We start from the raw sequence: 26,339 nt of genomic DNA, 5'->3' as shown, positions 1-26,339 counted from the left end.
TCGCCGTAGGCCAGGAGCGAGCCGTTCGCCGCGTACCCGGCGAGCGACGACGTGCTGACGTAGAACACGTCGGCGGGCTTGCCGGAGGCGAACCCCTGCGCTCTCTGCTGGTCGACGGGGTTGGTTCGGGCGTTCGTGCGGGCTCGCCCGTGCGGTGAGCCTACTGACCGGGCACGCCCGACGTGTCGAGCGCCTCGGCGAGCAGGGCGCGCATGTCGATCGGCTGCGTCGCGGTGTCCGACGCCGCCGATCGACGCACCGGCAGCAGCGTGTCGGCGAGGGACCGGTCTGCCCCAGGGATCGCCCTGGTGCCCCGTGCGACCCGGGACCCGCGGATGCCGAGCTCGTTGCGGGGGATGCTCATGCGGAGACCCCGAGCAGGATCGCGGCCGACGCGGCCACCGTCACGGACACCAGCCCGGTCGTCACCGCGGCGACCTGCAGCCCGTGCTGCAGGCGGGCCTGACGGACCTCGGAGAAGGTGGTCCCCCGGCGGCTCGTCGACGAGACCGCGTGGCGGGCGCTCGTGGGTGCGGTGTCCAGGTCGGCGGCGATGGTCGTCACGGTGGCTTCCTCGTCTCGGGAGGTCCGGCTGGTCCGGACCCGTCGAGGACGACGCTAGGACGCCGTCCGCCGGGACGCGGTGCGGACGCCCGTGGTCGACGATTCCCGGACGTCCGAGCGCGACACCCGACGATCCGTGGACATCGACCGCGACCGCGGACCGGGCGGTCCACCCCCGGACCGGGGGCACGGCGATCCGGACAGGGCCGCGCGGAGCGGTCATCATGCACGAGACCCATGAACCCGACACCTCCGACCCGGATCGACGTGGACGAGCAGAGCTCGGACCTCGACGCCGCCCGCGACCTGCTCGCCACCACGTACGCGGGGAACGAGTGGCGCGCCGACGCGACCGCGATGCCGTTCGCGTTCCGGTTCGCGGCCGTCGGCGACACCGCGATGTCCCTCCGGACGATCCGCTTCGACGGGCACCTGCAGGGCGTGATGACCCCGTCCGAGGACTTCGTCGTGCAGTGGACGACCCGCCGCAGCAGGGCGCGGCGTTCTCGTACCGGGACTACGAGCAGAAGATCGTGCAGGTGAACCGGGCAGCGCTCGAGGAGGTCGCCGGCGAACGCGGGACGGCACCGGGGCAGCTCGTCCTGGACCACACCGTCCGCCCCGACGAGCGCGCCCTGCGGGTGTGGCGGAGCAGTGTGCAGCTCATCTCGCACACCGTGCTCGACCGGAAGGCGTCGCCGCTGCTGCAGGCCGAGATGGGACGGCTCGGCGCCCTCGCCCTGCTCGAGCTCTACCCGGTGGTCAGCGCGTCGCTCCCCGACGAGCTGCTGCTCCCCCGCAACGCCCACGTCCGACGGGCCGTCGAGTACGTGCACGAGCACGCGCACCTGCCGATCACGAGCACCGACCTGGCCCGGGTGGCCTCGCTGAGCCTCCGTGCGCTGCAGATCGCGTTCCAGCGGGCGTTCGAGCTCTCCCCCAACGCCTACATCCGGCAGGTCCGGCTCGACCGGGTGCGGGACGCGCTGCTGCAGGGCGACCCGGCGACGACGAGCATCGCCGAGGTCGCGAAGCAGTGGGGCTTCGCGCACGCCGGACGGTTCTCCGCGACGTACCAGCAGCGCCACGGCGAGTACCCGCGGGACACCCTGCGCCGACGAGCGTAGCGCCCGGCCGACGGGTCGGAACCCGGGCGTCAGCGCCCGTAGGCGTCGACGAACAGCGGGCCGCGGACCGTGCGGAGGGTGTCGACGAGCTGGTCGACCGTCCGCCGCGAGATGCCGGAGACCTCGAGGTCGTACGGCCCGAGTGCGGGGAGCCGACCCGTGCGGATCCGCACGACCTCCCACCCGACGGCCCGGACCGCGCGGTCCTTCCGGCGGTCCGTCTCCTGCCGCGGCCCGACGTGCTCGAGCCCGTGTCGCCCCGTGCTGTCGTACTCGATCGCGACGCGGAGCTCCGGCAGCACGATGTCCGGCCACGCCTCGACGTGGTCGAAGAACGGCCGGTCGAGGCGGATCGCGGTGTGGTCGAACGTCAGCGCGAACCGCTCCTGCAGGGCCGCCCGGAGTTCGGCCTCGACCGCTGAGGCCGTCGCGGGGGCGCACACGCTCGGGAAGGACTCCCCCGACGGCAGCCGGGGGGTCTTCGGGCAGATCGTCCGCGGGACGGGCGGTCGTGCGGCCGTCCGCCGTCCACCGCCGCCGGTCGCACCGGACCGCCCGGGTCGCGCACGGCTCGACGCCACGGCACCCGTCGGGACCGCCGTTGCTCCAGTCGGGCCCGCCACACGCGGCGACGGTCCCGCGCCACGCGACGGTGCCGCGCCGCGCGCCGGTGCCGCGGGCAGGGTCTGGCGACCGGTCACGCGCTCGGCCCGCTGCGGCGCGGGCACGGTCGCCGGCCAGTCCGCGGGCAGCACGGGCCAGCGGCGGGGCTGCGCCTGGAGCTGGCACTCCGGGCACCACACCGACCGACGACGCTCCCGGCCCGGCCGCGACCGCTGCTCGGCCGGCGTCGCGACGAAGACGTGGCCGACGTCGCACTCCCACGTGAGCAGGACCTCGGCCGTCGGGGGCACCTGGGTCAGGACGACGCCGTGGTTCCACTCCGGGTGGTACTGCCGGATCAGCACGGGGTAGGACGCCCACGCCGACCGGAACTCGCCGACGGCGTACGGAACCGCGACGCCGCGGGACCACTGCCGGCGGCGCCACCACGCATCGACGGGTTCGACCACCCCGCCACGGTAGGGACGGCCACCGACACCGCGGCCCGTCGACCGTCCGACCGTCCGCCCGTCCGGCCGCGCGACCGCCCGGTCGCGCGCGGCCCTGTCGTCAGTCCTGCGGGGGCGTCGCGAACGTGAAGCGCTCCGGCCCGGACTCCGACCCGTCGTCGAGCACCCGGATCCCGGCTTCGCGGCACGCCGTGACCCCGTCGCGGTGCACGCGCTCCGGACGCGGCCGCCGCGGGATGCCGGCCGCGCCGAACACCGCCCACGCGTTCGCCGCCGACGCGCTCGTGAACCGCGTGCTGTACCGCACCCCGGCGAAGCCCGCCGCGTCGAGGGCCCGTGCCCAGGCCTGCGGCACGCGGTAGTCCCCCATCGTCTGCAGCTCCGCGCCGACGCCCCACCGCACCGCCGCCGGGTGTGTGACGTCCGCGAAGCGACGGCCCCGCGAGGCCCGGGCCGCGACGACGACCATCTCGCGGGCGCGCGACGCGAACACCGTGTTCGTCGTCAGGACGTGGTGCGCGAGGCGCTCACGCACCGCGACCTCGACCGCGTCCGCCCAGTAGCAGGTGCCCCGCGGCACGGCGAGGTCGAACCGACCACCGTCGACCCCGTCGGCGTCCGGCTCCGTGCTCGCGAACCACCACGCGCCGCGGTCGTGCCGCTTCGCCCGGTAGAACGTGGTGCCGCGACTCTCCTCGGCGGGGAAGTCGGTCAGGTCGAGGTCGTCTCGCGGACGCTGCTGGGCGACGTCGGTGCGCCTGGGCGTCACGCGTCGGCCGCCCAGGCCGTGGCGGCACGACGGGCGGCGGCGAGGACCTGCTCGTGCCGGCCTTCGCGAAGCGCCTGCGCCGCGGTGGTGCCGCCGAACTCGTCCGCCACGGTGTGCAACCAGAGCGCGCTGCCCCACGGGTCGATCCGGTCGGGGTCGACGAGCGCGAGCACCGTCGCCGATCTTCAGGCCGATCAGGTCGCGCTTCGCCACCGCCTTGCTGAGCGCCTGCCGGGTGACCCCACGCCAGGCCGCGAGCGTCGGGGTGTCGTAGAACGGCCCGATGAGCGCGTCGGCCTCGTGCTGCGGCGAGCATCCGGTCGGCCAGGAGCTCCACGCGCGGCCGTCCGCGATCCGCCGGCGCAGTGCGTCGAGCAGGGCCGTCTCGTCCGCCGAGGGGCCGTCCGTCCCCCTGGGCTGCCGTGCGTGGGTCGTCGCTGCCATGGCACCTCCTGTCAACTGCGTCAACCGGATCCTACGCCGGCGCGACAACCGCGTCAACCACCGGCGCGCTGGCTCGGCGGCGCCGCGCTCAGCCGTCCAGGGCGCGCCGGGCGTGCCCGTGCTCCTCCTTGAGCCACGATCCATGTGACGGTGGTCGTCGAGGCGGTCGGCGACCAGGTCGAGCCACTCCTGCACCGGCCGGCCGTAGGTCCGTTCGATGCTCGGGAAGTACGAGGCCGGGCCGGAGACCTTCGTGCCGTCGGCGGGCGGCTGCGGCGCGGGGACGCGGTGCGTGGGCGTGGTCACGGTGGTCAGGGTAGCTGCGCGAGGGTGGCACCGTCACGCGGGGTCACCGGAGGTCACGCGCGCGACGCTCCGTGACGTCCCGTTCCGTCCCGTGGCGAAGTGTTGCGAGGACCCGTTGTCCGGGTCCGCCGGCCCTCCTACGGTCGCCCCATGACCGACACCACGGACCGCTCGACGCGCAGGTCCGCACCCCACGCGACCGCCCCGGCGACCGCAGCCGGCGCGCGCGACGGGAGCAGTGCCTCCCGTCCGCTCGCCCCGACCGTCGACGCGGCCGCACGCGCCGCGCTCGACCGTCCCGTCCTGCCGCTGCGCCACCCCGTGCGGTGGATCGCCGCCGCGGTCGTCCTGGTGCTCCTGCTGAACGGGGTCGAGACGCTCTTCACCAACCCGGCATGGGGCTGGCCCGCGGTCGGGAAGTGGCTGTTCAGCCCCGCGATCCTGACCGGACTGCAGTTGACGCTCGTCGCGACCGGGCTGAGCGCGGTGAGCTGGCGTGGGGCTACGTCTGGCTGTTCCGATCGGTGCCGCTCATCCTGGTGCTCGTCTTCCTGTACAACCTCGGGTCGCTGTACCCGACGATCGGGATCGGGATCCCCTTCGGGCCGCAGCTCGAGGTACGGACGGCGAACGTGCTGGGCGACCTGGCGATCGGCGTCCTGGCGCTGAGCCTGAGCGAGATCGCCTACGCGTCGGAGATCGTCCGGGCGGGCGTCCTCGCGGTGGACCACGGTCAGCTCGAGGCGGCGCAGGCCCTCGGGCTCCCCCGCCGTCGGCAGTTCGTGCGGGTCGTACTGCCGCAGGCGCTCCGCTCGATCGTGCCGGCGTTCGTCAACCAGGTGGTCGGGTTGCTCAAGGCCTCGTCACTGCTGTTCTACGTCTCCCTGCTCGACCTGTTCGGCGTCGTCCAGAACCTGTCGAGCACCTACCCGACGGACATCATCCCGCTGCTCGTGGTCGCGACGATCTGGTACCTCGCGTTGACGAGTGCGGTCTCGGTCGTGCAGTACTACATCGAGCGGTGGACGTCGCGGGGGTCCGCGCGGGCGCTGCCGCCGACGCCCCTGCAACGGGTGCGGGCGGCGGTCCGGCGGGTGGGGGCTGTCCGGCCTGGAGGCACGGGTCGTGTCGCGCAGGTCGCCGGTGCGGAACCGTCGAGGTCGTCTCGTGAGCGCGGCCGTCGCGGTCGTCGGCGCGGTGAAGTCCTTCGGCGACCGGCGGGTCATCGACGGGGTCGACCTGGAGCTCGCCGCCGGGAGCGTCACCGTGGTCCTCGGGCCGTCCGGGTCCGGCAAGTCCACGCTGCTGCGCGCGATCAACCACCTCGAACCGCTCGACCGCGGCGTCGTGACGGTCGGCGGCGAGCCCGTCGGCGTGCGGTTGCGGACCGGGCGGGACGGTACGACCCGCTGGAAGGAGCTGCCAGAACGGGTGATCCTGCGGCAGCGGTCCCGGATCGGCTAGCGATTCGAGCTGTTCCCGCACCTGACCGCGCCGAGGGGCCGATCGCCGCCGGAGTGGCTCGCCCGGTCGCGCTCCGTCGTGCCCAGGAGCTGCTCGAGCGCGTCGGGCTCGGCGACCGAGGGGCGTCCCGTCCACGGCAGTTGTCCGGCGGGCAGCAGCAGCGAGTGGCGATCGCCCGGGCGCTGGCGCTGGAGCCCGCGGTCGTGCTGCTCGACGAGCCGACCTCCGCGCTCGACCCCGAGCTCGTCGGCGAGGTCCTCGGCGTCATCCGGTCCCTGGCCGAGTCCGGCACGACCCTCGTCATCGTCACGCACGAGGTCGCGTTCGCCCGCGAGGTCGCCGACCACGTCGTCTTCCTCGACCACGGGCGCGTCGTCGAGCAGGGGCCGCCGCGCCAGGTCATCGATGCCCCGCAGCACCCCCGCACGCGCGACTTCCTGTCCCGCGTCCGCTGAGCCCTTCCTCCCGTTCCCCACCGTTCCCACCAGTCCCACCGTTCTCATCCGAGGAGTCCGCCTTGCCCACCACCGCTCTCTCCCGCTGGCGTCACCGCGCCGGAGCCCTCGTCCTCGCGGCCGGCGTCGTCGTCGCCCTGGCCGGGTGCGCCGCGAACGCCTCCGCCGCCGACGGCGCTGCCGGGTCCGCCGGGTCCGCTGACGGCACCGTGACGATCGGCGCCGCGTCCAACGGCGCCGCGACCGAGACGAAGGTCCGGGTCTCCGAGGACACGAAGCTGCACGACGCGCTCCCCGCCGACGTGAAGTCGTCCGGGAAGCTCACGATCGGCATCGGCGCGCTGCCTGCCGGATTCCCGCCGCTGGCCTTCACCGGGGACGACCAGAAGACGCTGACCGGTTCCGAGCCCGACCTCGGCCGGCTCGTCGCCGCGAAGCTCGGACTCCGGGCGGACGTGCAGAACGCCACCTGGGACAACCTGTTCGTCGGCATCGACGGCGGGAAGTACGACGCCGGGTTCTCGAACGTCACCGTGACCGAGCAGCGCAAGGAGAAGTACGACTTCGCGTCGTACCGGCAGGACAACCTCGCGCTTGCTCGCCGGCAAGACGATCGCCGTGAGCTCCGGCACGAACCAGGAGAAGATCCTGCTCGAGTGGAAGGCCGACCTCGAGAAGGACGGCAAGACCATCGGCGTCAAGTACTACCCGGACGGCAACGCCGTGAAGCTCGCGCTCGACTCCGGCAAGATCGACGGCTACTTCGGCCCGAACCCGACCATCGCGTACGCGAACAAGCAGAGCGTGGAGAGCGCGCACCCGACGAGGACCGCGGGGACGTACTCCGGTGCCGGCTCGACCCTGCAGGGACTCATCGCGGCGACCACGAAGAAGGACAGCGGTCTCGCGAAGCCGATCGCCGACGCGATCAACGAGCTCATCGCGGACGGGACGTACGCGAAGTGGCTCAAGGCGTACAACCTGTCGAACGAGGCCGTGCAGACCTCGCAGGTGAACCCGGAGGGGCTGCCGCTCGACAACAGCTGAGCACGTCCCCTGTCCGTCGACACCCCTGTGACCGTCGTGGTCGCGGGGGTGTCCGGCGTGCGCGGTGCGGCTCGGTCGGCCGCGGACGCCCAGAGCGCAGGACACGCCGCGCGTCGCTCGCGGCGAGGGCACGACACTCCGTCCGGCAGCGCCGAGGGTGCCAGATGTCGGCAACTCGGCGGGGCAACGCCGGCGCGCCCGACGCAGCGGGTCGCGTCGGCGCCTCCCCGCCCGACACGCCCGACCGCGGACGCCGAGAGCGCAGGACATGCCGCGCATCGCTCGCCCCGGGTGCACGACACGTCGTCCGGCAGCGCCGAGGGTGCCAGATGTCGGCATCTCGGCGAGGCGGCGCAGGCGGGGGCGGGCGCAGCGCGGCAGTGCGGCACGCCCGGGTCAGGCGGCCGGCGCCAGCGCCCGGCGCGCCCACTCGGCGGCGAGCAGCTCGTAGGAGCGGACGCGGGCGGCGTGGTCGTGCGTGATGGTCGTGACGAGCAGCTCGTCCGCCCCGGTCACACGGCGGAGCACCTCGAGCCGGTCGGCCACGTGCGCCGCGTCGCCGACGAACCGCGACACGAGCCGGTCCCGCACGGCGGCGGCCGCCTCGTCGGGGAGCGGTGTCGCACGGGCCGCGTCGGGCGTCGGGTACGGGATCGCCCCGACACCGGAGCGGATCGAGTGCACCCACTGGCCGTACCCGAGGGCGAGCTCCTCGGCCTCGGCAGCGGACCGCCCGACGACGACGTCGGCCGAGACCACCACCCGCGGCGCATCGAGCACCCCCGGGCGGAACGACGCACGGTACGCCTCGACCGACGCCAGCACGGTGCCCGGCGACGAGTGGTAGTTCGCGCCGTACGGCAGCCCGAGGGACCCGCCGACGCGGGCGCTCTCGCCGCCGGTCGACCCGTGGATCCACAGTTCGACTTCGGCGCCGGTCGCGGGCGGCGCCTCGACGACCTTCCCGCCGCGGGTCCAGGTGCCGGCGAAGAGGGCCCGGACGAGCGCGAGGTCGTCGTCGAAGCGCTCGACGTCGCCCGGCACGCGACCGAGCAGCTCGCCCTGCAGCGCGAACGTCGACCCCGGAGCGACCCGGAAGTCGAACGGTGCGGGGAGGAGCAGGCCGTCGACGACCTGGTCGGCACGAGGCGCGAGCGACGGCGGCTTCGGTGTCCCCGGCGCCGGGGCCCCGGACCGGCCGAGCCCGAGGTCGAACCGCGGTCCGTACAGCCCGGTGAGCGTCCCGAAGGTCTCCGCGATCTGCAAGCCGCGGACGTTCCCGACGAGCGTCGCGGCACTGCCGACCCGGATGCTGGACGTGACCGCGGCCACGGCACCGATCACCACGGTCGGCGCGCTGCCCGCGACGCCCGGGTTCAGGTGGTGCTCGGCGAGCCAGTAGCGGGCGTACCCGGCACGCTCGGCGGCGCGGGCCAGGTCGAGGGTGCGGTGCAGTGCGGTCGCCGACGACGACCCGGAGACGACCGGGACCAGGTCGAGGACCGAGAGCGGGACGGCGGTCACGCGGACACCGCCTGCCGGTCGCGGACGGCCCCGGAGAGGCCGAGGGTGTCGCGGAGCGTGGCGCCCTCGTCGTAGGACTCGCGGTACACCCCGCGCTCCTGCAGCAGCGGGACGACGCGGTCGACGAACTCGTCGAGGCCGTACGGGTTGGTGTGCGGGACGACGACGAACCCGTCCGACGCCCGCTCCTGCACGTACCGGTCGATCTCGGCGGCGATCGACGACGGCGTGCCGACGAACCCGCCGCGCGTCGAGACCTGGATGACGAGCTCGCGGATGGACAGGTGCTCGGCCGCGGCACGGTCGCGCCAGTCCTGCACCAGAGCGCGGGGGTCACGGACGTGGCGCACCCGTCCCCTGGTGATCGTCTCGGCGTCGACGTCCGGCTCGACGTCGGGCAGCGGACCGTCGACGTCGTACGACGACAGGTCCCGGTTCCAGACCTGCTCGAGGAACGCGATCGCCGTCGCCGGGCTGACCTGGGCGCGGCGGATCGCCCGCGAGTGCTCCTCGGCCTCGGCCTGGGTGTCCCCGAGCGTGAAGGTCGCCCCGGGCATCACGAGCAGTTCGGCCTCGGACCGTCCGACGCGCTCGAGCCGGGCGGTGACGTCGTCGTAGAAGGTGCGCGCGTCCTCGAACTCGGTGTGGAGCGAGAACACCACCTCGGCGTGCCGGGCGGCCAGGTCGCGGCCCTCGTCGGAGTCCCCGGCCTGGACGACCACCGGGTGTCGCTGCGGGCTCCGCGGGACGGGGAAGGTCCCGGTGACGTCGAACTGCGGTCCGTGGTGGTCGACGTCCCGGATGCGCGAGCGGTCGGCGAACCGTCCGGACGCCGGGTCCGCGACGACCGCGTCGGCTTCCCAGGAGTCCCAGAGCTCCCTCGCCGTCTCGACGAACTCCGCCGCCCGCGTGTACCGGTCGGCGTGGTCGAGGAACCCACCTCGGCGGAAGTTCGCCCCGTGGAACGCGTCCGAGCTCGTCACGACGTTCCAGCCCGCGCGGCCGTCGGTCAGGTGGTCGAGCGTGGCGAGCTGCTTCGCGAGCTCCACGGGCTCGTTGAAGGTGGTCTGCAGGGTGCCGACGAGACCGATGTGCGACGTGACCCCCGCCAGGGCAGCGAGGATCGCGAGGGTGTTCGGCCGCCCGACGACGTCGAGGTCGTGGATCCGCCCCTTCTGCTCGCGGAGCCGCAGTCCCTCGGCGAGGAACAGGTAGTCGAAGCACCCGCGCTCGGCGTTCCGGGCGAAGTGCTCGAAGGACGAGAACGCGATCTGGCTCTCGGCCCGCTCGTCGCTCCAGATCGTCGTGTTGTTGACGCCCGGGAAGTGGGCGGCGAGGTGGACCTGACGCTTCGTGCTCATGACGGGACCCCCTGGGTCGGGACGGCGTACCGGCTGACCGCCGGCGCGATGCCGAGCCGCGTGCGAAGGTCGACGGTGGGACGGGACGGCGGGTCGGCGCGCAGGCCGGCGGTGACGAGGGCGGGGACGAGCTGCCGGGCGACGGCCGTGCTGTCGGCGGACGTCCGCAGCGGGCGGAGCCGGACCCCGGCGTAGCCGATCGCACGGAGGTCCGCGATCCGGTCGACGAGGCCCGTCGCGGTGGTGACGAGCACGGCGGCGTCCGACGCAGCCGAGTACGGCGACCCGGACGCGGCGTCGAGAGCGGCGAGCTCGTCCTCGGCCTCGGCGACCGAGGACCCGAGGAGCACCGCGAGGTCCGCGAGGACCGGACGGACCGTGGCTGACCCGGCCGCCTGCTCGACGTGACGGACGCGTGCCAGCGCGCCCCGCGCCTCCAGGCCGACACCGCCGACTCCAGCCGACGGACCCGACGCGCCCGGTGTGACGAGCACCACGTCGGCCGTGTCGACCGCCAGGCGAGCCGCGTCGTCGTCGTGCGCGAGCGCGAACACGGGCGGCCGCCCCTGCGGCGACCGCGGGACGATCGACGCGCCGTGCACCGAGACGTGCTCGCCCACGAAACGGGCGTCGTGGATCCGGTCGCGGTCGATGAAGCGGCCCGTCGCGACGTCGCGGATGATCGCGTCGTCGTCCCAGCTGTCCCAGAGACGGGAGACGACCTCGGCGACCTCGCGGGCCTCCGCGGCGAGCGTCGCCGGGTCGTCACGGCCGGACCGACGGCCGAAGAGCGCGGCCTCGCGGGTCGTCGGGCTCACCTGGATCCGCCACCCGGCTCGCCCCGCGGAGACGTGGTCCAGGGTCTGGAGGCCCGTGGCCACGTGGAACGGCTCGGTGTGCGTGACCGAGACGGTCGGCACCAACCCCACCGAGCGGGTCGCGGGTGCGACCGCGCTCGCGACCAGGAGGGCGTCGAGCCGCCCCACGACGGTCCGGGTGTCGAGGTCGCCGTCGGCGTCGAGAGGACCCGCGGTGAAGGCGTCCTCGAGCGTGACGGCGTCGACGCCGGCGCGGTCCTGCTCGACGACGACGCGGCGCCAGTGCGCGAGACGCGTGGTGTCGCGGGCGGCTGCGGGGTCGGCGCGCCAGGCGGCCGGGTGCCAGCCGGCGCCGTGGAGGGCCGTGACGAGGATGGTTCGGTCGGGCATGGAGCCGACGCTACGGCCGCGACGGTCAGGCGACGACGGGTGTTGCGGAGGATGACCGGGCGTTGCGTCGTGTGACGTCTGCCAGGCTCGTCGGATGGTGTCCTGCTTCCTGACCCACGCCGAGGTGGTCGTCGACCCGGAGGTCCCGATCGAGTCGTGGGGGCTGTCCGCCGCCGGTCGACGCCGAGCCGCCGTGGCCCACCGCGTCGCGTGGTCGCCCGAGGTCCGACGGATCGTCTCGAGCGCGGAGCGGAAGGCCGAGGAGACCGCAGCGGTGCGAGCCCGCGCTCGGCGAGATCGACCGCAGCGCGACGGGCTACCTGCCACCGGCCGAGTTCGAGGCCGTCGTCGACGCGTTCTTCGCCCGTCCGGACGAGTCCGTCCGGGGGTGGGAGCGTGCGGTGGACGCGCAGGCCCGGATCGTCGCGGCCGTCCGGGCGCTGACCAGGACCGGGGACGTGACGATCGTGTCGCACGGTGCGGTCGGCGCGCTGCTCCTCGCCGACCTCCGCGGCGTGCCGATCAGTCGGGCGCTCGACCAGCCGGGGATGGGCAGCGTGTTCACGTTCGACCCGCGGCGGTGGCGCGCGACCCCGGCAGCGCGGGCGGCTCCGGCGGCGGTGACCTCGCGCCCGCCGTGGTGCGCACTGCCCCCGCACAACCGGAAGCTTGCCGCACCACGCGTTTCCGCGGTACGACGTGCTTCCCGTTGTGCAGAGCGCACCGCATCGCTCCCGCTCCCTCGCCTCGATCGCGACGTCGAGCCGGTTCTCCCGCGGGGGCAGCGGGCAGGTCGCGTGCGCGGTGTAGGCGCACGGCAGGTTCGTCGCCCGGGTGAAGTCGAGCCGCACGCGGCCGTCCGCACCGGGTGCTGGCACGTCGAGGCTCCGCGTGGCAGCGGTCGTCGTGCCGCTCGTCCGGTCGGTGAACAGCACGTGCAGCCCGTCGCCGTGCCCGTTGAACGCCAGGAGCGTCCGCGGTCCGTCGAGGTCGAACGACAGCGCGGACCCGACCGTCACCTCGCGCTGCACGTCGAAGGGCTCGAAGCGGGCCCCGACGACGAGCGTCCCGCGGTACGCCGTGCGCGTCGGGGTGGCCGGGTCGCGCGGACGGAGGAGGTCGCTGCCGCCGCGCCGGGCGATCTCGACGACGACGTCGCGGCCCTCCACGTGCCAGACGACGCGGGGCTCGGGACGGTCCTGCAGCCTGCCGAAGCGGTGGGTCCCGGTGACGGTCGCGCCGTCGACCTCGAGACCACGCCCCGGGGAGGTCGTCGAACCGCTCGGGCGTGGGCGTGAGCCAGCGCAGGCTCGTGATCGCGAGGAACCCGTGCTCGCTCGCCCGAGCGGCTTCGTGGGCGGCGTGCCACTCGGCCCACTCGGCCCAATCGGCGGCGGTGCTGGCGGCTGTCCCGGTCGTCGTGCTCATGCTCCGACCGTACGGTCTCGACGCAGGAGGCTGGACGCGGCCGGACGCGCGCGGTAACACGAGCGGGCGGAACACGTCGTGCGGACGCGACAGGAGTGACCGAGACGGCCCGTTCGCGGCGCGGGCGGCCGGGACGGCCCGCTCGCGACGGTGGCGACGGGTACCAGGGTGGCCACGGTCCGGACGGGAGCCGCGGAGCGGGCTGGTGCCGTGCCTCCCGTCCGGCTCTGCCGCCGACGCGACGTTCCTGCCCATCGCACGCGCGATGAGAGGCGGGACCGCGCATGGCAGGCCCGGAGGAACGACACACCACGAGCGGAACGGCTTCGCATGCGCGGATCGGCAAAGTACGCGCGGATGGGCAGGCGGACGGAACGGGTGAGCGGGCGGACTGCGCGAGCGAGCGGACGGGGCGGGGCCGGCTCAGCGGCGGCGGAGCAGCACCGTGCCGACGACCGCGACGACGCCTACCCAGAGCAGCGGGCGCGTGACCCGGCGGCGCTTCGCGACCCACCCGCCGTCGGTGGCGTTCGCGTGGTCCGCCGGGGCGTAGAGGTTGCCGTCGGTGGGGTCCTGGCGGCCGCGGAGGGCGAAGACCTCGACTGCGGGCCGGGTGATGCGGTGGAACAGGCCCGGCACGACGAACTCGGCAGGGCCTGGGCGACGACGGCCTTCGCAGCGCGCTGCACGGAGACGGTCGGCGGCAGCGGGTGCGAGGCCTTGCCGGTGTAGTTCGCGCCGTTCTGGTAGATCGGGGTGTCGATCGTCGAGGGCAGCACGGCGCCGAAACGGATCCGCGTGCCCTGGTGCTCGTCGGCGAGCACGTCCATCAGGCCGAGGGCCGCGTGCTTGCTCGTGACGTACGCCGACTGGTACGGCGCGGACAGGAGCGACTGGATCGACCCGACGAGGACGTAGGTGCCCTCGCCCCGCTGCTGCCAGTGCGGGAGCAGGGCCTTCACGGCGTGGACGTGCCCGTGCAGGTTCGTGTCGACGACGCGCTTGAAGGCCTCGGTGGGCGTCTGCTCGAACAGGCCGTAGACGAACAGCGCCGCGTTGCCGACGAAGACGTCGATCCGGCCGTACCGTGCGGTCGTGGTCGCGACGAGGTCGGCGACCTGGTGCTCCTCGGCGACGTCGGTGGGGATGGCGACGGCCTCGGCGCCGAGGTCCCGGCACTCCTGCGCCGCGTCCTCCAGGCTCTGCCGGCCCCGGGCGGCGAGCACGAGGGTCGCGCCCTGCCGGGCGAACTCGTGGGCGGCGGCCCTCCCGATGCCGCTCGATGCACCCGTGACGACGACGATCTTCCCGCGGAACCTGTGTGCCATGACCCTGGTCGTACCCGGTCACCGCTCCACCGTCCCCCAGGCGTCGCGGTCTGCGAGCACACGGACACCGGTCGGACGGCGGCACCACGCTTCCGCACGTCGGAGGGAGGTGCCACGATGGGCGCATGCCCCGTGACGACCTGACCGTCGAGGAAGCGACCGCGATCGCCGAGCACGCCCGCTCCGGGTCGCTGCCGCTCGACGACCCCGAGGTCCGCAAGGTCGTCGACCAGGCCAACCGGACCCTCGTGCGCGCGCAGATGTGGGGCGAGGACCGCAGCCCGAAGCTCCGACGCCGTCGTCGGTTCGTCGCGTTCGCGGCCCTGGCGATGGTCCTGGTCTGGGTCGTCGGGTTGCTCGGGCCGCTGCTGCTCCGTCTCGGCGTCTGACGGCGCACCATGCCCCGGACGACGTGGGCGGCGCAGCGGACGGGACGGTCGCCCTACCAGTCCGACCTGCACGACACCCCGGCACCAGGAGTTGCCGAGTGATGCTCGAACCGGTTGACTCGGGCGGGTGACGAGCACCACCGACCGGAACGGCGTGACGTCGTGGACGACATCCGTCCGTGACGACACCGGACCGATCGTGCTGACCGGCGTGCGGGCCTCGTGGGAACCCCTCGTCAAGCAGACCGTCGTCGCGGTCCTCGTCGTGGGGGCCGCGGTCGCGAGCGTCCTGACGCCCTGGCTCGAGGTCACCGACGCACCGCTGATGTGGGCCGCCGTCGGGCTGGTCCTCGTCGGGCTGCTCGGCGGTGGGCTGATGGCCCGCTGGCCGGCCGTGACCCGGGTGGAGCTCGTGCTCCCGGCCCTCGACTTCCTGGCCGTCGGCCTGCTCCGCTACGGCACCGGCGAGGCGCGGTCGGTGTTCCTGGCGATCGTCGTCCTGCCGGTGATCTGGATGGCGACGAACCCCGGACGCCGACACGTGGTCTACCCACTGCTCGGCACCGCCGCGACGCTGCTCCTGCCCTACGTCCTGGACCCCGAGGCCCCGCAGCCGAGCGAGCTGGTCCGGCTGGTGGTCGCGCTCCTCGTCTACGCCGCGGCCGCCGCGGTGACGAACGAGCTCGCCCGCCGTGCCGACCTGCAACTGAGCGCCGTGCAGCGGAAGCGCCGGGTGGCCGAGGGCGAGATCGACCGAGCAGCACTCGTCCAGCGTTCCCTCCGCCGGGCTGCCGGCGCGGTCGGGGTCTGCCTGCCGTCCCGCACGGTCGGCGGTGACTTCTACGACTGGTTCCCCACGGGAGAGGGCGCCGCGTTCACCCTCGGCGACGTGATGGGCAAGGGCGTCGGTGCCGGGATGATCGCCGCCGCCGTGCGGTCCCTGATCCGGAGCACCGTCGACGAGACGGACTCCGGGCTCGCGACCGGCGGCTCGGACCTGACGAGCGGCCAGTTCACGACCTGCCGGGACGGGCACGCGCGCTGGGTCGACGCCGGTCACGGACTGACCGTCCTGCGTCGGGCGGGCGGCTCCGTGCACCCGCTGCGCGCCGGGCACCTGCCGATCGGCGTGGGCACGATGTGGACCGCCGACACGACGTCCCTCGACCCCGGCGACGTGGTGGTGGCGGTGAGCGACGGCGTGCTCGACCTGTTCGGCGGCGACCTCGACGCGCTCGACCGGTTCGAGACCTGGGTGGCCTCGCGCTCGCACGCACAGGAGATCGTCGACGGGATCGCGGAACTCGCCGCGTCGGGCGACCACCCGGACGACGTCACCGTCCTCTGCGTCGCGTACCGCCCCTGACCGCGAGCACGGCAGCGCAGGACACAGCACCGCCGGCCGCCACGCGCCCACACGCGCACGCGGCGGGCCGTCCCCCGCAGGAGGGTCCGTCGAAGTGCGGACTGGTGTACCGTCCGCGTCCGGGCGATGATCCAGCGACCCGATCCGCCCGAACCCCAGGGACCCCGCGATGCCCCAGCACCAGACCCCCGCTGCTGCGCGCGCGCTCGACCGGCGCGGCGACCGCAGCCTTCGCCGCACCGGACGCTGCCGACGCAGCCACCCGCACCGCGGCCACCACGAGCACGACCACCCCGACCGAGCTGCTCGCCGCCGACGAGTTCGACGGCCCCGCCGGCAGCGCCCCGAACCCTGCCATCTGGCGCTTCGACACCGGCGCCGGCAGGAGCTCGAGACCTACACCGATTCCCGCCGCGAGCCCGACGGCACCTTCACCTCGGCCCGGCTGAAGACCGAGGGCACCTTCACCGCGCAGTACGGCCGCGTCGAGGCGCGCATCAAGATCCCCCGCGGGCAGGGCATCTGGCCCGCGTTCTGGATGCTCGGGGCCGACATCGGCCAGGTCGGCTGGCCCGCGTGCGGCGAGATCGACGTCATGGAGAACGTCGGGTACGAGCCGACGATCGTGCACGCCACGGTGCACGGCCCGGGGTACTCGGGCGCGAACGGCCTGTCCGCCGCGTGCACGAACCCGACCGGCGCCGCCTTCGCCGACGACTTCCACGTCTTCGGCGTCGACTGGCGCCCCGACTCGATCACCTGGCTGGTGGACGGCGTCGAACGCGGCACCGTCACCCGGGCCGCCGTGGGCACGAACCCGTGGGTCTTCGACAAGCCGTTCTTCGTCGTGCTCAACGTCGCCGTCGGTGGCACCTGGCCCGGGTCGCCGGACGCGACCACGCGGTTCCCGCAGCAGATGCTGGTCGACTGGGTGCGCGTCTGGCAGCTGGGCTGACGCCGGACAGCAGGCCCGTGGCGGGCGCCGCCACCTTCCTGGTGTCCGGTGGGTGGTCGCGTCAGCGACGCTGGCGCGCCAGCAACCAGAGATAGGTGCTGTGGCCCGCGAGGGCCAGGCCGAAGAACACGGCGGCGACTGCGTAGACGCGGTCGAGCTTGCCCTGGCCGATCACGAGCATGACGACGCAGAAGACGACCGCGGCGGCGAGCACGCCCACCTGGATGGTCGACCAGATGCGGCGGAAACGGGGCATGCCGGAGTCGCTCACGCCTCCATCCTGCCCCAGTCCGGTCACTTCTCGGGGTCGTGGCCCCAGTTCATGAGCGAGTACCGCCACTTCGAGTCGTGCGTGTCGCCCTTCGGCTCCTGCTTGCCGTGTCGGGCGACGTACCCGACGACCTTCCGCATGTGGGCGTAGTCGTCGTCGGTGTAGTCGGCCTGCTTCTTCTCGAGGATCCGGACGATGTGCCGGCCGCTCTCGTGCCCAGTCGACTCGCCGCCGCTCGCGGGCTTCTGGCCGACCTCCTTCGACTCGTCGGAGTCGAGCCACCGCTTCAGCTCCGACGCGGTCATGTTGACGGCGTCGGCGAAGTCGTCCCTTGTCTGCTGCTCGTCGTGCTGGTCATCGCTCATGGCCGTCACGCAACCCGCGCCGCCTGGGCGACGACGCAGGAGCGGTTGTCCCCCGATCCGGTGCGCACATCGGACGCCGCTGCAGGTGCTTCCAGGGCCGAACGGGTTGTGTGTCCCCCGAACCCACCACCGAGAAGGAAGCGAGAGCAGCATGCGCGCAGTGGTCTGGCACGGGATCGGCGACATCCGACTCGACGACGTCCCCGAGCCCACCATCCAGCACCCGGAGGACGCGATCGTCCGGATCACCCGGAGTGCGATCTGCGGCACGGACCTGCACTTCGTCCGCGGGACCATGGCCCCGATGGAGGAGGGCACGATCCTCGGCCACGAGGCCGTCGGCGTCGTCACCGAGGTCGGCGACGCGGTGCGCGGCTTCAGCCCCGGTGACCGCGTCGTGATCAACTCGACGATCTCCTGCGGCGCCTGCCGGTACTGCCGGATGGGCAAGACCGCCCAGTGCGACGTCGCGAACCCGAACGGTCCGCAGGCCGGCACGAGCTTCTTCGGCGGCCCGCAGTCGACCGGCCCGGTGAACGGTCTGCAGGCCGAGTACGTCCGGGTCCCGTACGCGCGGAACACCATGCACCCGCTGCCCGAGAACGTCAGCGACGAGCAGGCCATCCTGCTGTCGGACATCTTCCCGACCGGCTGGTTCGGCGCCGAGCTCGCCGGGGTCACCCGCGGGGACGTCGTCGTGGTCTTCGGCGCCGGCATCGTCGGGCAGTTCGCCGCGGCGTCGGCGTACAAGCTCGGCGCCGGTCGCGTGATCGTCGTCGACGGGGACGAGACCCGACTCGCGGCGGCCCTGGCGCAGCACTGCGAAGTGGTCGACTACAACCGCGAGGACCCCGTGCAGGCGATCATGGACCTGACCAACGGCATCGGCGCGGACGCCGTGATCGACGCCGTCGGGGTCGACGCCGAGCGCCCGAAGCGCGGCCCGGCGGCGGTGTCCGACGAGCAGGCCGCGCAGTTCGACGCCGAGGTCCAGCAGGTCGCGCCGGACGCGTCCCCGGACGGCTTCGGCGACCTCGAGCAGTGGAAGCCCGGCGACGGTCCGTCGCAGGTCGCGCAGTGGGCCGTGGCCTCGGTCGCGAAGTACGGCCGGATCGGCATCATCGGCGTGTACGGCCCGACGGCGGAGCGCTACCCGATCGGGCAGGCGATGAACAAGAACCTGACGATCCGGATGGGCAACTGCGACCACCACTCGGTGACGCCGCCGCTCATCGACCTCGTGGCGTCGGGGCAGTTCGACCCGACGGCGCTCATCACCGAGCACGAGCCGGTCGGTTCGGCGATCGAGGCGTACGAGGCCTTCGACCGTCGCGAGCCGGGCTGGGTCAAGGTCGAGCTGGAGGTCGCGGAGTGACCGGGCCGATCGACCAGTACGCGTTCGGGGACCCGCGGACGCGCTACCCGGACGTCTCGCCGGAGCCGCAGACCCAGGACGAGCCGGGCCTGCAGTCCGCGATGACGCCCGTGCCGGACCTCGGTGAGGACTCCTACCGGGGCACCGGACGCCTGGAGGGTCGCCGTGCGGTGCATCGGCCGACGTCGTCCTGGCCTACCTGCCCGAGGAGCAGTCGGACGCCGACCACGTGGTCGAGCAGGTCGAGGCGGCCGGTCGTCGTGCCGTGACGGTGCCCGGTGACCTCCGGGACAAGGCGTACGCCGCGCAGCTCGTCGAGCGGGCGGTCGCGGAGCTCGGCGGCATCGACACCGTCGTCAGCGTCGCGGGCAAGCAGCGCTGGCAGCCGGACCTGCTCGACATCACCGACGAGCAGTTCGAGGCGACGTTCGACGTCAACGTGTTCGGGTTGTTCCGGCTCGTCCCTCGAGCCCGGGTCGACGCCGCGCCGGACCGGCTCGACTACGCCGCGTCGAAGGGCGCGATCAACAACTTCTCGAAGGGGCTCTCGCAGCTCCTCGTGGAGCGCGGGATCCGCGTGAACGTCGTCGCTCCGGGGCCCACCTGGACCGTCCTGCAGCCGAGCGGTGGTGTCCGCCTACGTGTTCCTCGCCTCGCAGGAGTCGAGCTACGTCGTCGGCGAGACCCTCAACGTCAACGGCGGCATGGTCACCCCCTGACCGGGAATGCCGGAGCCCCCTCCGGCGTCGAACCACCCACCGACATGCGAAGGAGCACATCATGACCCTCGACCTCCACAAGGGGAACGGCGTCGACACCGAGCGCCGCTGGAACCCGACCACCACCACGCTGCGCGTGCTGCACGACGAGCCGCAGACGACCTTCGGTCGCTGGCTCGGCCAGATCAACGGACAGCACTGATCAACAGGCAGCACTGATCAAGGGCCAGCACTGACCGGCGGTCGGTACTGGACGACGGACGGGAGGCGCGGTGCCAGCTGGCACCGCGCCTCCCGTCCGTCTGCCGGTACCGCCTGCGGACCGGCGCGCGTCAGGCGGGGACGCCGCTGATGTTGACGAGCCAGGTGACCCCGAAGCGGTCGGTGAGCATCCCGAAGGTGTCGCCCCACGGGGCCTTCGTCAGCGGCTCGATGACGGTCGCGCCGTCCGACAGGCCCTCCCAGTAGCCGGTGAGCCGGGCCTCGTCGTCGCCGCTCAGCGAGACCGAGATGTTGCTCTCGGTCGGGGCGGGCATGCTCGACGGCGAGTCCGACGCCATGAGCGTCAGGTCGTCCGCCTCGATCTGGCCGTGCATGACCTTGTCGGCGTCCGCCGGGTCCTGGACCATGCCGCCCTCGGCGAAGGTCATCGTCTTGAGCTCGCCGCCGAAGACCGCGTGGTAGAAGCCGAGGGCGTCGCGGGCCTGGTCGCGGAAGCCGATGTACGGGTTGAGCGTGACGGACACGGGTGGTTCCCTCCGGGTCGGGCGGACGTCGTCGTCCGGTGGGCACCATGCTGGCAGGTCAGGGCCCGCGACGGAAGCCTCTCGGGCAGCGCCGTCGGTCAGGCTTCGGCGCCGGTGACGTACGCGGAGGCGCCGGGGGTCGCCCACACACAGCCGTCCACCCCGAAGGCCAGGACGTCGACCGAGCCGTCGGCGGTCACCGCGGCGAGGTCCTGCTCGTCGCCCGCGAGGACCGCGGTGGCCAGGACGTCCGCGGTGACGACGTCCGGCGCGACGACGGTGACCTGCCGGAACACCGGGTCGGCCCGGCGCCAGACGTGCTCGCCGCGCTCGGCCGTGCCGGAGGTCGCGACCGCCCGACGGTCGTCACCGAGCGGGACCACGCCGACGACCCGCTCGCGGTCGAGCGGGTCGACGATGCCGACCTGCCAGGGATCGTCCCCACAGGTCCCCCGCGCGAGCACGTCGCCGCCGGCCGCGAGCATCCAAGCGGCGGACCCCGCCCGGCACGCGCGGTCGAGGACGGCACCGGCGTCGCGGATCGCGAGGGCCTTCACGACCCCGGACAGGTCGAGCACGCGGTCCGGCCGGTGCGGGGTGAAGGCACCGTGCGTGCGCTCGCGCCATTCGAGGGCGAGCGCGTAGGTGTCGCGCACCTCCTGCGGCGCGTCCGCGAGCCGGAGCGTCCCGGCGGCGATGCGGCTGAGGTCGGAGTCGGACGGCCAAGGCGGTCGGGGCGTCGGCGCCGCGGAGGCTGACGACCGTGCCCATCGTCTCGAAGGTCCGCACGGCGGTCTCGGCCGCGGGACCGTCGACGCGGCTCACAGGCCCGCCTGGTCGAGGGCGGACTGCAGCGAGGTCGTGTAGCCCTCGCTCGTGTAGGTCGCACCGCTGACCGCCTGGATCGTCGCGGACTGCGCCTGCAGGGCCTCCTGCCGGAGGATCGGCGCGGCCTGGACGTCGGTCAGCTTCCCTCCGCTGACGGTCACCTGGACCTGTACGGGGCCGTAGCGGGTCGCGGCGGCGGTGCCGGTGAACGTGCCGGACGCGCTGCTGCCACCGGACGTGCTGCCGCCGGCGGACGGGGCGGTGGTGGCCGGGCTGGTCGCAGTCGTGCCGCCGGTCCCGGTGCTCCCGCCGGCCGTCCCGGCCGTGGTGCCCGAGGCGGCGACCTGGGCGGGCTGGCCGCCGAGCTGCCACCCGATGGCGAGCACCGCGACGGAGGACAGTGCGCCGATGACGACCCCGCGGGTCCGCACGGCGGTCACGAGGCGAACCGTTCCTGGTGGATGCGGTGCTCGGGGACGCCGGCCGCGCGGGCCTCGGCCACGACGAGGTCCGTCCAGACCTGCGGGCCGCAGACGTACAGGTCGGAGTCGAGCAGGTCGGGGAACACGCTGCGCAAGTGCACCCCGCGACGCAGGTCGTCCTCGGTCATCCAGCTCTCGGCCGACCGGGCACGCGGCCCGACCATGCCGTACACACGACTGCCGGTGCGACGGGCGAGCTCGGCGGTCTCGTCCCACAGGTACTGCTGGTCGCTGTCGGAGCCGCGGAGGAGCACCGTCGCCTCGCCCGGACGCAGGTCGGCGTCCTCGAGCAGGGCGCGGATCGGGGTGATGCCGATGCCCGAGGCCACGAGCGCGAGCTTCGGCGCGGACCGGGCCTGCTTCGTGAAGAGTCCGTACGGCCCCTCGAGCGAGACGGCCGTGCCCGGACGGATCCGACCGAGCCGCGCGGACCCCGCGCCGAGGTCGCGCACCGTGATGCGGGCGCCGTTCCGTCTCGGGACCGCGGAGAACGACACCGGGTGGGCGTGCCACCAGGTCTGCCGGCTCCAGAAGCGCCAGACGCCGTACTGACCACCGTGGGCACCGAGCACGTCGAGGTCGCGGCCGGCCATGTGGATGGAGACGACCCCCGGGGCGATCGGTTCGACGCCGACCACCCGGATGCGGTGCCGGAGGGTCACGACGACGGGCAGCACGAACCGGTACAGGGCGACGAGTCCGAACGCGGCGACGTACAGCGCGATCCAGTAGGCCCGCTGCCAGCTGCCCGCACCGAGGACGCTGCCGGTGGTCATGTGCGGGAACGCGACGAGCACCGCCGCGTAGCTGAGCAGGTGGATCACGTGCCAGGCCTCGTACGGCAGCCGACGGCGGACCGCGACGATCGAGGTGCCGACCACGACGACGAACAGGCCGATCGACAGGTAGGCCAGCGGCATGTCCTGCGAGCCGAACAGCGCGACGGTCTCGGCGATCGGGCCCGTGCCGTCGCCGATGCCGTAGCCGAGCGTCAGCAGTGCACCGTGCGCGAGCAGCAGGTACAGGACCGGCTTGCCGAGCGCCCGGTGGTGCGCGATCGCCACGTCCTGCCCGATCAGGCGGTCGATGGCCGGCACCCGTGCGGCCAGGACCAGCATGACGAGCACGAGGTCGGTCCCGATCAGTCCCGCGACGATCCCGCCGGCCTCGAGCCAGCCACCGATGCCGGCGACGGTGTGCGACCCCGGGGTCGCGAGCCAGAGCGTGACCGCCACGGCTGCGGACAGCCAGGTCAGCACGGTCAGCAGGTCGACCCCGCGCAGGCGTCGACGGGTGGCGGCACGGCGGCGCTCGGCCGCGACGGGCAGCGGTTCGGGGGCCGGCGGCCGGTCGAGCGGGGTGCGGCGGGTGGTCGGCCGCGCGGTGTCGATCATCGGGTCGCTCCTGTCCAGCGGGGGTTCGGGTCCCTCACAGCATCGGAGCGCGACCTCGCAGGGACCTCGGAACGGGACCCGGACTTCGTTCGAGATCTCGAGTGCTCTGAGAACGGCTGCGGGTCGGAGCTCCTGGTCAGCGCCGCGGCAGCCGCACCTCGGCCTCGGCACCGCCGGTCTCCCGGTTGCGCAGCGTCGCCGAACCGCCGGCGCGCTCGGCGGTGCCCCGGACGAGCGCGAGCCCGAGACCGCTGCCGCCCAGGGCGCTGTTCCGCGACGCGTCCGCCCGGGCGAACCGCTCGAAGGCGTGCGGCAGGAACGCGTCCGGCACACCGGGTCCGTCGTCGAGCACCCGGAGCACGAGCTCGTCGTCGCGCTGCGCGAGGTCGACCTGCACCGAGCCGCCCGTCGCCGCGGCGAGGGCGTTCGCGGTCAGGTTGTCGACCACCCGGGCGAACGCCGACCGACCGATGGCGTACCGGGCGTCGCCGTCCGGCACCGCGGTGACGAAGTCGACCTCGGTGGTGACCGCCTCGGGCAGGGCGCGGGCGCGGTCGACGGACGCCATCAGCTCGGAGACCAGCTCGTCCGCCGTCGAGGTCACGTGCTCATCGGCCCCGTCGTCGAGCCGGCTGAGCTCGAGGAGCGACGCGGCGAGCGCCGACAGTCGGGCGGCGTCGCGTTCGGCGGCGGTCAGGTCGCCCTCGAGGGCGGGCGCGTCCCCGCTGTGCCGGTGGGCGAGCTCGAGTCGCGCGGTGAGGGCGGCGAGCGGTGTGCGGAGCTCGTGGGCGGCATCGGAGACCATGCGGCGTTCCCGGGCGGCGTTCTCGTGCTGCCGGTCGACGAAGCGGTTGAGGGTCCGGGCGAGGGCGGCGAGTTCGTCCTCGGCGGGTCCGACGGGCAGGTGTCCGTCCGCTCCCCCGTCGCCGAGGTCCTCGGCGCGGCGGCGCATCCGGGCGACCGGACGGAGGGCGAGCCCGGTGAGGACCCAGGCGGTGCCGGCGAACGCGGCGACGGCGAGCAGGGTGCCGACGACGAGTGAGCGGTCGACGCGGCGGATGGTCTCCTGCCCGGGCGTGTCACCGACCTGCTGCCCGGCGACGACGTACGTGCGGCCGTCGGCGCGGACCTCGCGGGTCGCCACGCGGTCCCCGTCGCCCTGGGGCCGGCCGTCCGTGGGACCAGACGTGCCCGCGGTGGTGGGCAGTGCCTCCCGGACGCCACGCGGGAGCGTGTCGACCACCCAGCGGCCGTCGGCTCGGATGCCGACCAGCACGCCGCGTGTGGGTTCGTCGGGGAGTTCGTCCGGGTTCTGCCGGAGGTCCTGGACGAACGGTGCGAGGTCGCTCGCGGCGAGCGAGCGGTCGGTGTCCTCGGTGGCGGTCCGGACCTGGTGGTGCAGCGCGACGGAGGCGGCGGACAGGACGACGAGGCCGACCGCGAGCGCCTCACGGGTGGTGCACGTCCAGGGCGTAGCCGACACCGCGCACCGTGCGGATGGCGACGTCCGCATCGGCGGCGGCGGTCGGGTCGAAGTGCTCGGCGCTCCCCCAGACCTCCTCGAGCACGGCCGTACGGCTCCGGGGTTCCGGGCTGCCCTGGATGAGGAACCGGAGCAGGGAGAACTCCTTGACGCTGAGGGGCAGGTCGCGGCCGCGGACCGTCGCGCGCACGGCGACGGTGTCGAGCCGGACGGTGCCGGCCTGCGCCACGGTGGGGGTGCCGGCGGCGCGGCGGCGCATCGTCCGCGCCGGAGTCGAGCCCGAAGACGCGGTCGTCGACGGCGTCGCGGGCGGTGACGAGCACGACGGGCAGGTCCTTGCCGAGCTCGCGCAGTCGTCGGCAGACCTCGAAGCCGCTCATCTCGGGGCGGCGTTGCCGTCGCGGACCAGGGTGACGTCGTGGCCCTCGTCGGTGAGGCCGCGTTCGACGAGGGAGCCCATCTCGGGGTCGTCCTCGACCACCAGGATCTTCGCCATCGTGTGTCCTCTCCTGGGCGGTCCTGGGGTCAGACGACGCCGCTCGTGCCCAGGAGCGATCCGATCAGGAACGTGGCCGCCAGGGCGAGCGCCCCGCCGAGTGCCCCGGTGAGCGCGAGGGCGAGGAGCACGACGACGAAGGTGACCGGGACGCGGACGGCGTCGGGCGGCAGCAGGATCGCCAGGAGCGGCAGCAGGGCGCCGATCGAGAAGGCCGCGGCCGAGGCGCCGGCGGCGTGCCATGGGCTCACGACCTCGTCCTCGTCGATGCCGAGCTCCGTCGTCAGGTGCGCACGCAGGGCGTCCCGGTCGGTCAGCTCCGCGGCGACGCGCTCGGCGGTGTCCCGCTGGAGCCCGCGGTCCTGCCACAGGCGCGTGAGCTCCTCGAGCTCGGCGTCCGGGTCCTCGGCGAGCTTACTCGCCGAGGGCCATCGACACCGCACCGCCGACCAGGGCCGCGATGCCCGCGGTGGCGATCGCCGGCACGGACGTCGACGCACCGGCGACGCCCACGACGATCGACGCGGTGGACACGATGCCGTCGTTCGCGCCGAGGACACCGGCGCGGAGCCAGTTCAGCCGCGAGGACAGGTCACCGGTGTGGGCCTCGCCGGGGTGCGGCTCGGCGGCCGACGGCTCTGCAGCGCGGGGCTCGGGTTCGCTCATGGGTCCGAGTGAACCAGGTCCGGCGGCCCGCGTTCGTGTGTGGTTTCGAGTGATCGCGGAGTGCGCTGATCGGCCCGTCGGGCGGGCGGTGGGCGGACCCAGCCGGTTGCCTGAGAGCGAGGCGTCGGACGGCCCGGCGCGCGAACCGGAAGGCCCCCTCGTGAACTGGCAGTTCGACGGCGTCCCGCTGCACCCCCTCCTCGTCCACCTGACCACCGTCTCGGTCCCGGTCGCCGCCCTGAGCGCCATCGTGGTCGCCGCGTGGCCCGCCGCCCGACGGTGGCTCGCGGTCGGTGCGCCGATCATCGCGCTCGTCGCCCTGGTGTCGGTGCCCCTGGCGACGTCGTCCGGCGAGTGGCTCGAGCACCGCGAGAAGGAGACCGCCCTGCTCGAACGGCACACCGAGCTCGCGGACGGACTGCTGCCGTGGTCGATCGCGGTGTTCGTGCTCGTGACGCTGTGGTGGGGGTGGCACCGGTTCGCCGCACCGCGCGTGACGAACACCGGGCTCGTGCGGGCCGTCGGCGTCGTCGGTCCGGTGCTGCTCGTCGCCGCCGGGATCGGCTCGATCATCGAGGTCGTCGTGATCGGCCACGCCGGCGCCGTGTCGGTCTGGAAGGGCTGACAGCCACACGGCACGACCGGGGCGGTCTGGACGGGCTGACAGCCTCCGACCGCACCCCTCCCGTGCTCCTCCCAGGCGGGG

The 26,339-nt window shown here is 73.9% G+C and carries 25 protein-coding genes and 8 pseudogenes; 13 read left to right on the top strand and 20 right to left on the bottom strand.

What is annotated here, in order from left to right; genetic code table 11:
• Nucleotides 1-160 precede the first annotated feature (160 nt).
• Together HUN58_RS19380 and HUN58_RS19375 are read right to left on the bottom strand one after the other, a co-directional pair.
• Entirely contained in the window at nt 161-364 is a 204-nt protein-coding gene (locus HUN58_RS19380; RefSeq protein ID WP_114850909.1) for a hypothetical protein, read from the bottom strand.
• Nucleotides 361-564, bottom strand: coding sequence for a hypothetical protein (locus HUN58_RS19375; protein WP_114850910.1), 204 nt, complete (start codon nt 562-564; stop codon nt 361-363). Before HUN58_RS19375 ends, HUN58_RS19380 begins: the two co-directional genes overlap by 4 nt.
• Before the next feature lie 237 nt (nt 565-801).
• Here HUN58_RS19375 and HUN58_RS19370 point away from each other — a divergent pair, with 237 nt between their 5' ends.
• Nucleotides 802-1,107 carry a hypothetical protein gene (locus HUN58_RS19370; RefSeq protein ID WP_208745678.1) on the top strand — a complete coding sequence of 102 codons (306 nt, stop codon included), beginning with the start codon at nt 802-804 and terminating at the stop codon, nt 1,105-1,107.
• On the top strand, nt 1,038-1,691 hold the full coding sequence (locus HUN58_RS19365) for a helix-turn-helix transcriptional regulator (RefSeq protein ID WP_208745677.1): 654 nt from the start codon (nt 1,038-1,040) through the stop codon (nt 1,689-1,691). The genes HUN58_RS19370 and HUN58_RS19365 overlap by 70 nt, the downstream gene beginning before the upstream one ends.
• A gap of 29 nt (nt 1,692-1,720) precedes the next feature.
• Here HUN58_RS19365 and HUN58_RS19360 read toward each other — a convergent pair whose 3' ends face one another.
• The 4 genes and pseudogenes from HUN58_RS19360 to HUN58_RS21185 all read right to left on the bottom strand — a co-directional run bounded on the left by HUN58_RS19360 (nt 1,721) and on the right by HUN58_RS21185 (nt 4,283).
• Entirely contained in the window at nt 1,721-2,764 is a 1,044-nt protein-coding gene (locus tag HUN58_RS19360; protein ID WP_114850912.1) for a hypothetical protein, read from the bottom strand.
• A 100-nt stretch (nt 2,765-2,864) separates the two neighbouring features.
• On the bottom strand, nt 2,865-3,533 hold the full coding sequence (locus tag HUN58_RS19355) for an RES family NAD+ phosphorylase (protein WP_058743151.1): 669 nt from the start codon (nt 3,531-3,533) through the stop codon (nt 2,865-2,867).
• Complete coding sequence (locus HUN58_RS19350; protein WP_208745676.1) at nt 3,530-3,706, bottom strand: hypothetical protein; 177 nt, start codon at nt 3,704-3,706, stop codon at nt 3,530-3,532. Before HUN58_RS19350 ends, HUN58_RS19355 begins: the two co-directional genes overlap by 4 nt.
• A 359-nt stretch (nt 3,707-4,065) precedes the next feature.
• Nucleotides 4,066-4,283, bottom strand: a pseudogene (locus HUN58_RS21185) (DUF4287 domain-containing protein).
• 395 nt (nt 4,284-4,678) lie between these two features.
• Between HUN58_RS21185 and HUN58_RS19340 the strand changes: the two are divergent.
• From HUN58_RS19340 to HUN58_RS19330, 3 pseudogenes are all read left to right on the top strand, one after another.
• A pseudogene (locus tag HUN58_RS19340) lies at nt 4,679-5,254 on the top strand (amino acid ABC transporter permease); the annotation flags it as partial.
• Nucleotides 5,255-5,450: 196 nt separating this feature from the next.
• Nucleotides 5,451-6,202, top strand: a pseudogene (locus tag HUN58_RS19335) (amino acid ABC transporter ATP-binding protein).
• Nucleotides 6,203-6,411: 209 nt separating this feature from the next.
• Nucleotides 6,412-7,249: pseudogene (locus tag HUN58_RS19330) on the top strand (transporter substrate-binding domain-containing protein).
• A 396-nt stretch (nt 7,250-7,645) separates the two neighbouring features.
• On the opposite strand, the gene HUN58_RS19325 reads toward HUN58_RS19330, so the two are convergent.
• The 3 genes from HUN58_RS19325 to HUN58_RS19315 are packed head-to-tail and all read right to left on the bottom strand — an operon-like array spanning nt 7,646 to nt 11,342.
• The gene (locus tag HUN58_RS19325; RefSeq protein WP_180225197.1) at nt 7,646-8,773 is read right to left on the bottom strand and encodes an LLM class flavin-dependent oxidoreductase; all 1,128 of its coding nucleotides are present in this window, start codon (nt 8,771-8,773) and stop codon (nt 7,646-7,648) included.
• Complete coding sequence (locus HUN58_RS19320; RefSeq protein ID WP_141861304.1) at nt 8,770-10,134, bottom strand: NtaA/DmoA family FMN-dependent monooxygenase; 1,365 nt, start codon at nt 10,132-10,134, stop codon at nt 8,770-8,772. The genes HUN58_RS19325 and HUN58_RS19320 overlap by 4 nt, the downstream gene beginning before the upstream one ends.
• Nucleotides 10,131-11,342, bottom strand: a complete 1,212-nt coding sequence (locus tag HUN58_RS19315) for an LLM class flavin-dependent oxidoreductase (RefSeq protein WP_180225196.1) — start codon at nt 11,340-11,342, stop codon at nt 10,131-10,133. Before HUN58_RS19315 ends, HUN58_RS19320 begins: the two co-directional genes overlap by 4 nt.
• Nucleotides 11,343-11,629: 287 nt before the next feature.
• Between HUN58_RS19315 and HUN58_RS20360 the strand changes: the two are divergent.
• Nucleotides 11,630-11,914: pseudogene (locus tag HUN58_RS20360) on the top strand (histidine phosphatase family protein); the annotation flags it as partial.
• A 225-nt stretch (nt 11,915-12,139) separates the two neighbouring features.
• Here HUN58_RS20360 and HUN58_RS21180 read toward each other — a convergent pair.
• Nucleotides 12,140-12,361, bottom strand: a pseudogene (locus HUN58_RS21180) (DUF1684 domain-containing protein); the annotation flags it as partial.
• An 876-nt stretch (nt 12,362-13,237) separates the two neighbouring features.
• Nucleotides 13,238-14,098 carry an SDR family oxidoreductase gene (locus HUN58_RS19300; protein ID WP_208745675.1) on the bottom strand — a complete coding sequence of 287 codons (861 nt, stop codon included), beginning with the start codon at nt 14,096-14,098 and terminating at the stop codon, nt 13,238-13,240.
• 125 nt (nt 14,099-14,223) lie between these two features.
• Here HUN58_RS19300 and HUN58_RS19295 point away from each other — a divergent pair, with 125 nt between their 5' ends.
• From HUN58_RS19295 to HUN58_RS19285, 3 genes are all read left to right on the top strand, one after another.
• A complete protein-coding gene (locus HUN58_RS19295; RefSeq protein ID WP_141861294.1) occupies nt 14,224-14,487 on the top strand; it encodes a hypothetical protein in 264 nt (87 codons plus the stop codon).
• A 127-nt stretch (nt 14,488-14,614) separates the two neighbouring features.
• Nucleotides 14,615-15,853 (top strand): PP2C family protein-serine/threonine phosphatase, encoded by a 1,239-nt coding sequence (locus HUN58_RS19290; RefSeq protein WP_208745674.1) that lies wholly within the window; start codon nt 14,615-14,617, stop codon nt 15,851-15,853.
• Between the two features lie 169 nt (nt 15,854-16,022).
• On the top strand, nt 16,023-16,808 hold the full coding sequence (locus HUN58_RS19285) for a family 16 glycosylhydrolase (protein ID WP_254631557.1): 786 nt from the start codon (nt 16,023-16,025) through the stop codon (nt 16,806-16,808).
• Nucleotides 16,809-16,869: 61 nt separating this feature from the next.
• On the opposite strand, the gene HUN58_RS19280 is transcribed toward HUN58_RS19285, so the two are convergent.
• Nucleotides 16,870-17,079 carry a hypothetical protein gene (locus tag HUN58_RS19280; RefSeq protein WP_114850926.1) on the bottom strand — a complete coding sequence of 70 codons (210 nt, stop codon included), beginning with the start codon at nt 17,077-17,079 and terminating at the stop codon, nt 16,870-16,872.
• 23 nt (nt 17,080-17,102) lie between these two features.
• The gene (locus HUN58_RS19275; RefSeq protein ID WP_058743218.1) at nt 17,103-17,444 is read right to left on the bottom strand and encodes a DUF3140 domain-containing protein; all 342 of its coding nucleotides are present in this window, start codon (nt 17,442-17,444) and stop codon (nt 17,103-17,105) included.
• A 151-nt stretch (nt 17,445-17,595) separates the two neighbouring features.
• Between HUN58_RS19275 and HUN58_RS19270 the strand changes: the two genes are divergently transcribed.
• The 3 genes and pseudogenes from HUN58_RS19270 (at nt 17,596) to HUN58_RS19260 (ending at nt 19,740) form a co-directional block, all read left to right on the top strand.
• Nucleotides 17,596-18,819 carry a zinc-dependent alcohol dehydrogenase gene (locus HUN58_RS19270; RefSeq protein ID WP_058743217.1) on the top strand — a complete coding sequence of 408 codons (1,224 nt, stop codon included), beginning with the start codon at nt 17,596-17,598 and terminating at the stop codon, nt 18,817-18,819.
• Nucleotides 18,816-19,538: pseudogene (locus HUN58_RS19265) on the top strand (SDR family oxidoreductase). Before HUN58_RS19270 ends, HUN58_RS19265 begins: the two are co-directional and overlap by 4 nt.
• 61 nt (nt 19,539-19,599) lie before the next feature.
• The gene (locus HUN58_RS19260; RefSeq protein WP_167510052.1) at nt 19,600-19,740 is read left to right on the top strand and encodes a hypothetical protein; all 141 of its coding nucleotides are present in this window, start codon (nt 19,600-19,602) and stop codon (nt 19,738-19,740) included.
• 130 nt (nt 19,741-19,870) lie between these two features.
• On the opposite strand, the gene HUN58_RS19255 is transcribed toward HUN58_RS19260, so the two are convergent.
• The 7 genes and pseudogenes from HUN58_RS19255 to HUN58_RS19225 all read right to left on the bottom strand — a co-directional run bounded on the left by HUN58_RS19255 (nt 19,871) and on the right by HUN58_RS19225 (nt 25,633).
• Nucleotides 19,871-20,284, bottom strand: a complete 414-nt coding sequence (locus tag HUN58_RS19255; protein WP_208745586.1) for a VOC family protein — start codon at nt 20,282-20,284, stop codon at nt 19,871-19,873.
• Between the two features lie 98 nt (nt 20,285-20,382).
• Complete coding sequence (locus HUN58_RS19250) at nt 20,383-20,940, bottom strand: FAD:protein FMN transferase (protein ID WP_208745673.1); 558 nt, start codon at nt 20,938-20,940, stop codon at nt 20,383-20,385.
• A 165-nt stretch (nt 20,941-21,105) separates the two neighbouring features.
• On the bottom strand, nt 21,106-21,552 hold the full coding sequence (locus HUN58_RS19245) for an FMN-binding protein (RefSeq protein WP_254631556.1): 447 nt from the start codon (nt 21,550-21,552) through the stop codon (nt 21,106-21,108).
• Nucleotides 21,549-22,988, bottom strand: a complete 1,440-nt coding sequence (locus tag HUN58_RS19240) for a ferric reductase-like transmembrane domain-containing protein (RefSeq protein WP_208745585.1) — start codon at nt 22,986-22,988, stop codon at nt 21,549-21,551. The genes HUN58_RS19245 and HUN58_RS19240 overlap by 4 nt, the downstream gene beginning before the upstream one ends.
• A gap of 136 nt (nt 22,989-23,124) precedes the next feature.
• Entirely contained in the window at nt 23,125-24,471 is a 1,347-nt protein-coding gene (locus HUN58_RS19235; protein WP_208745672.1) for a HAMP domain-containing sensor histidine kinase, read from the bottom strand.
• Nucleotides 24,437-24,730, bottom strand: coding sequence for a winged helix-turn-helix domain-containing protein (locus tag HUN58_RS20755; protein ID WP_254631555.1), 294 nt, complete (start codon nt 24,728-24,730; stop codon nt 24,437-24,439). Before HUN58_RS20755 ends, HUN58_RS19235 begins: the two co-directional genes overlap by 35 nt.
• Nucleotides 24,731-24,996: 266 nt before the next feature.
• A pseudogene (locus tag HUN58_RS19225) lies at nt 24,997-25,633 on the bottom strand (VIT1/CCC1 transporter family protein).
• 160 nt (nt 25,634-25,793) lie between these two features.
• Here HUN58_RS19225 and HUN58_RS19220 point away from each other — a divergent pair.
• Entirely contained in the window at nt 25,794-26,258 is a 465-nt protein-coding gene (locus HUN58_RS19220) for a DUF2231 domain-containing protein (RefSeq protein ID WP_058741366.1), read from the top strand.
• Nucleotides 26,259-26,339: the final 81 nt, after the last annotated feature.

The organism is Curtobacterium sp. Csp1 (assembly GCF_013347185.1).
Note: the sequence above shows the minus strand (reverse complement) of the source record. Positions and strands in the feature narration are given on the sequence as shown.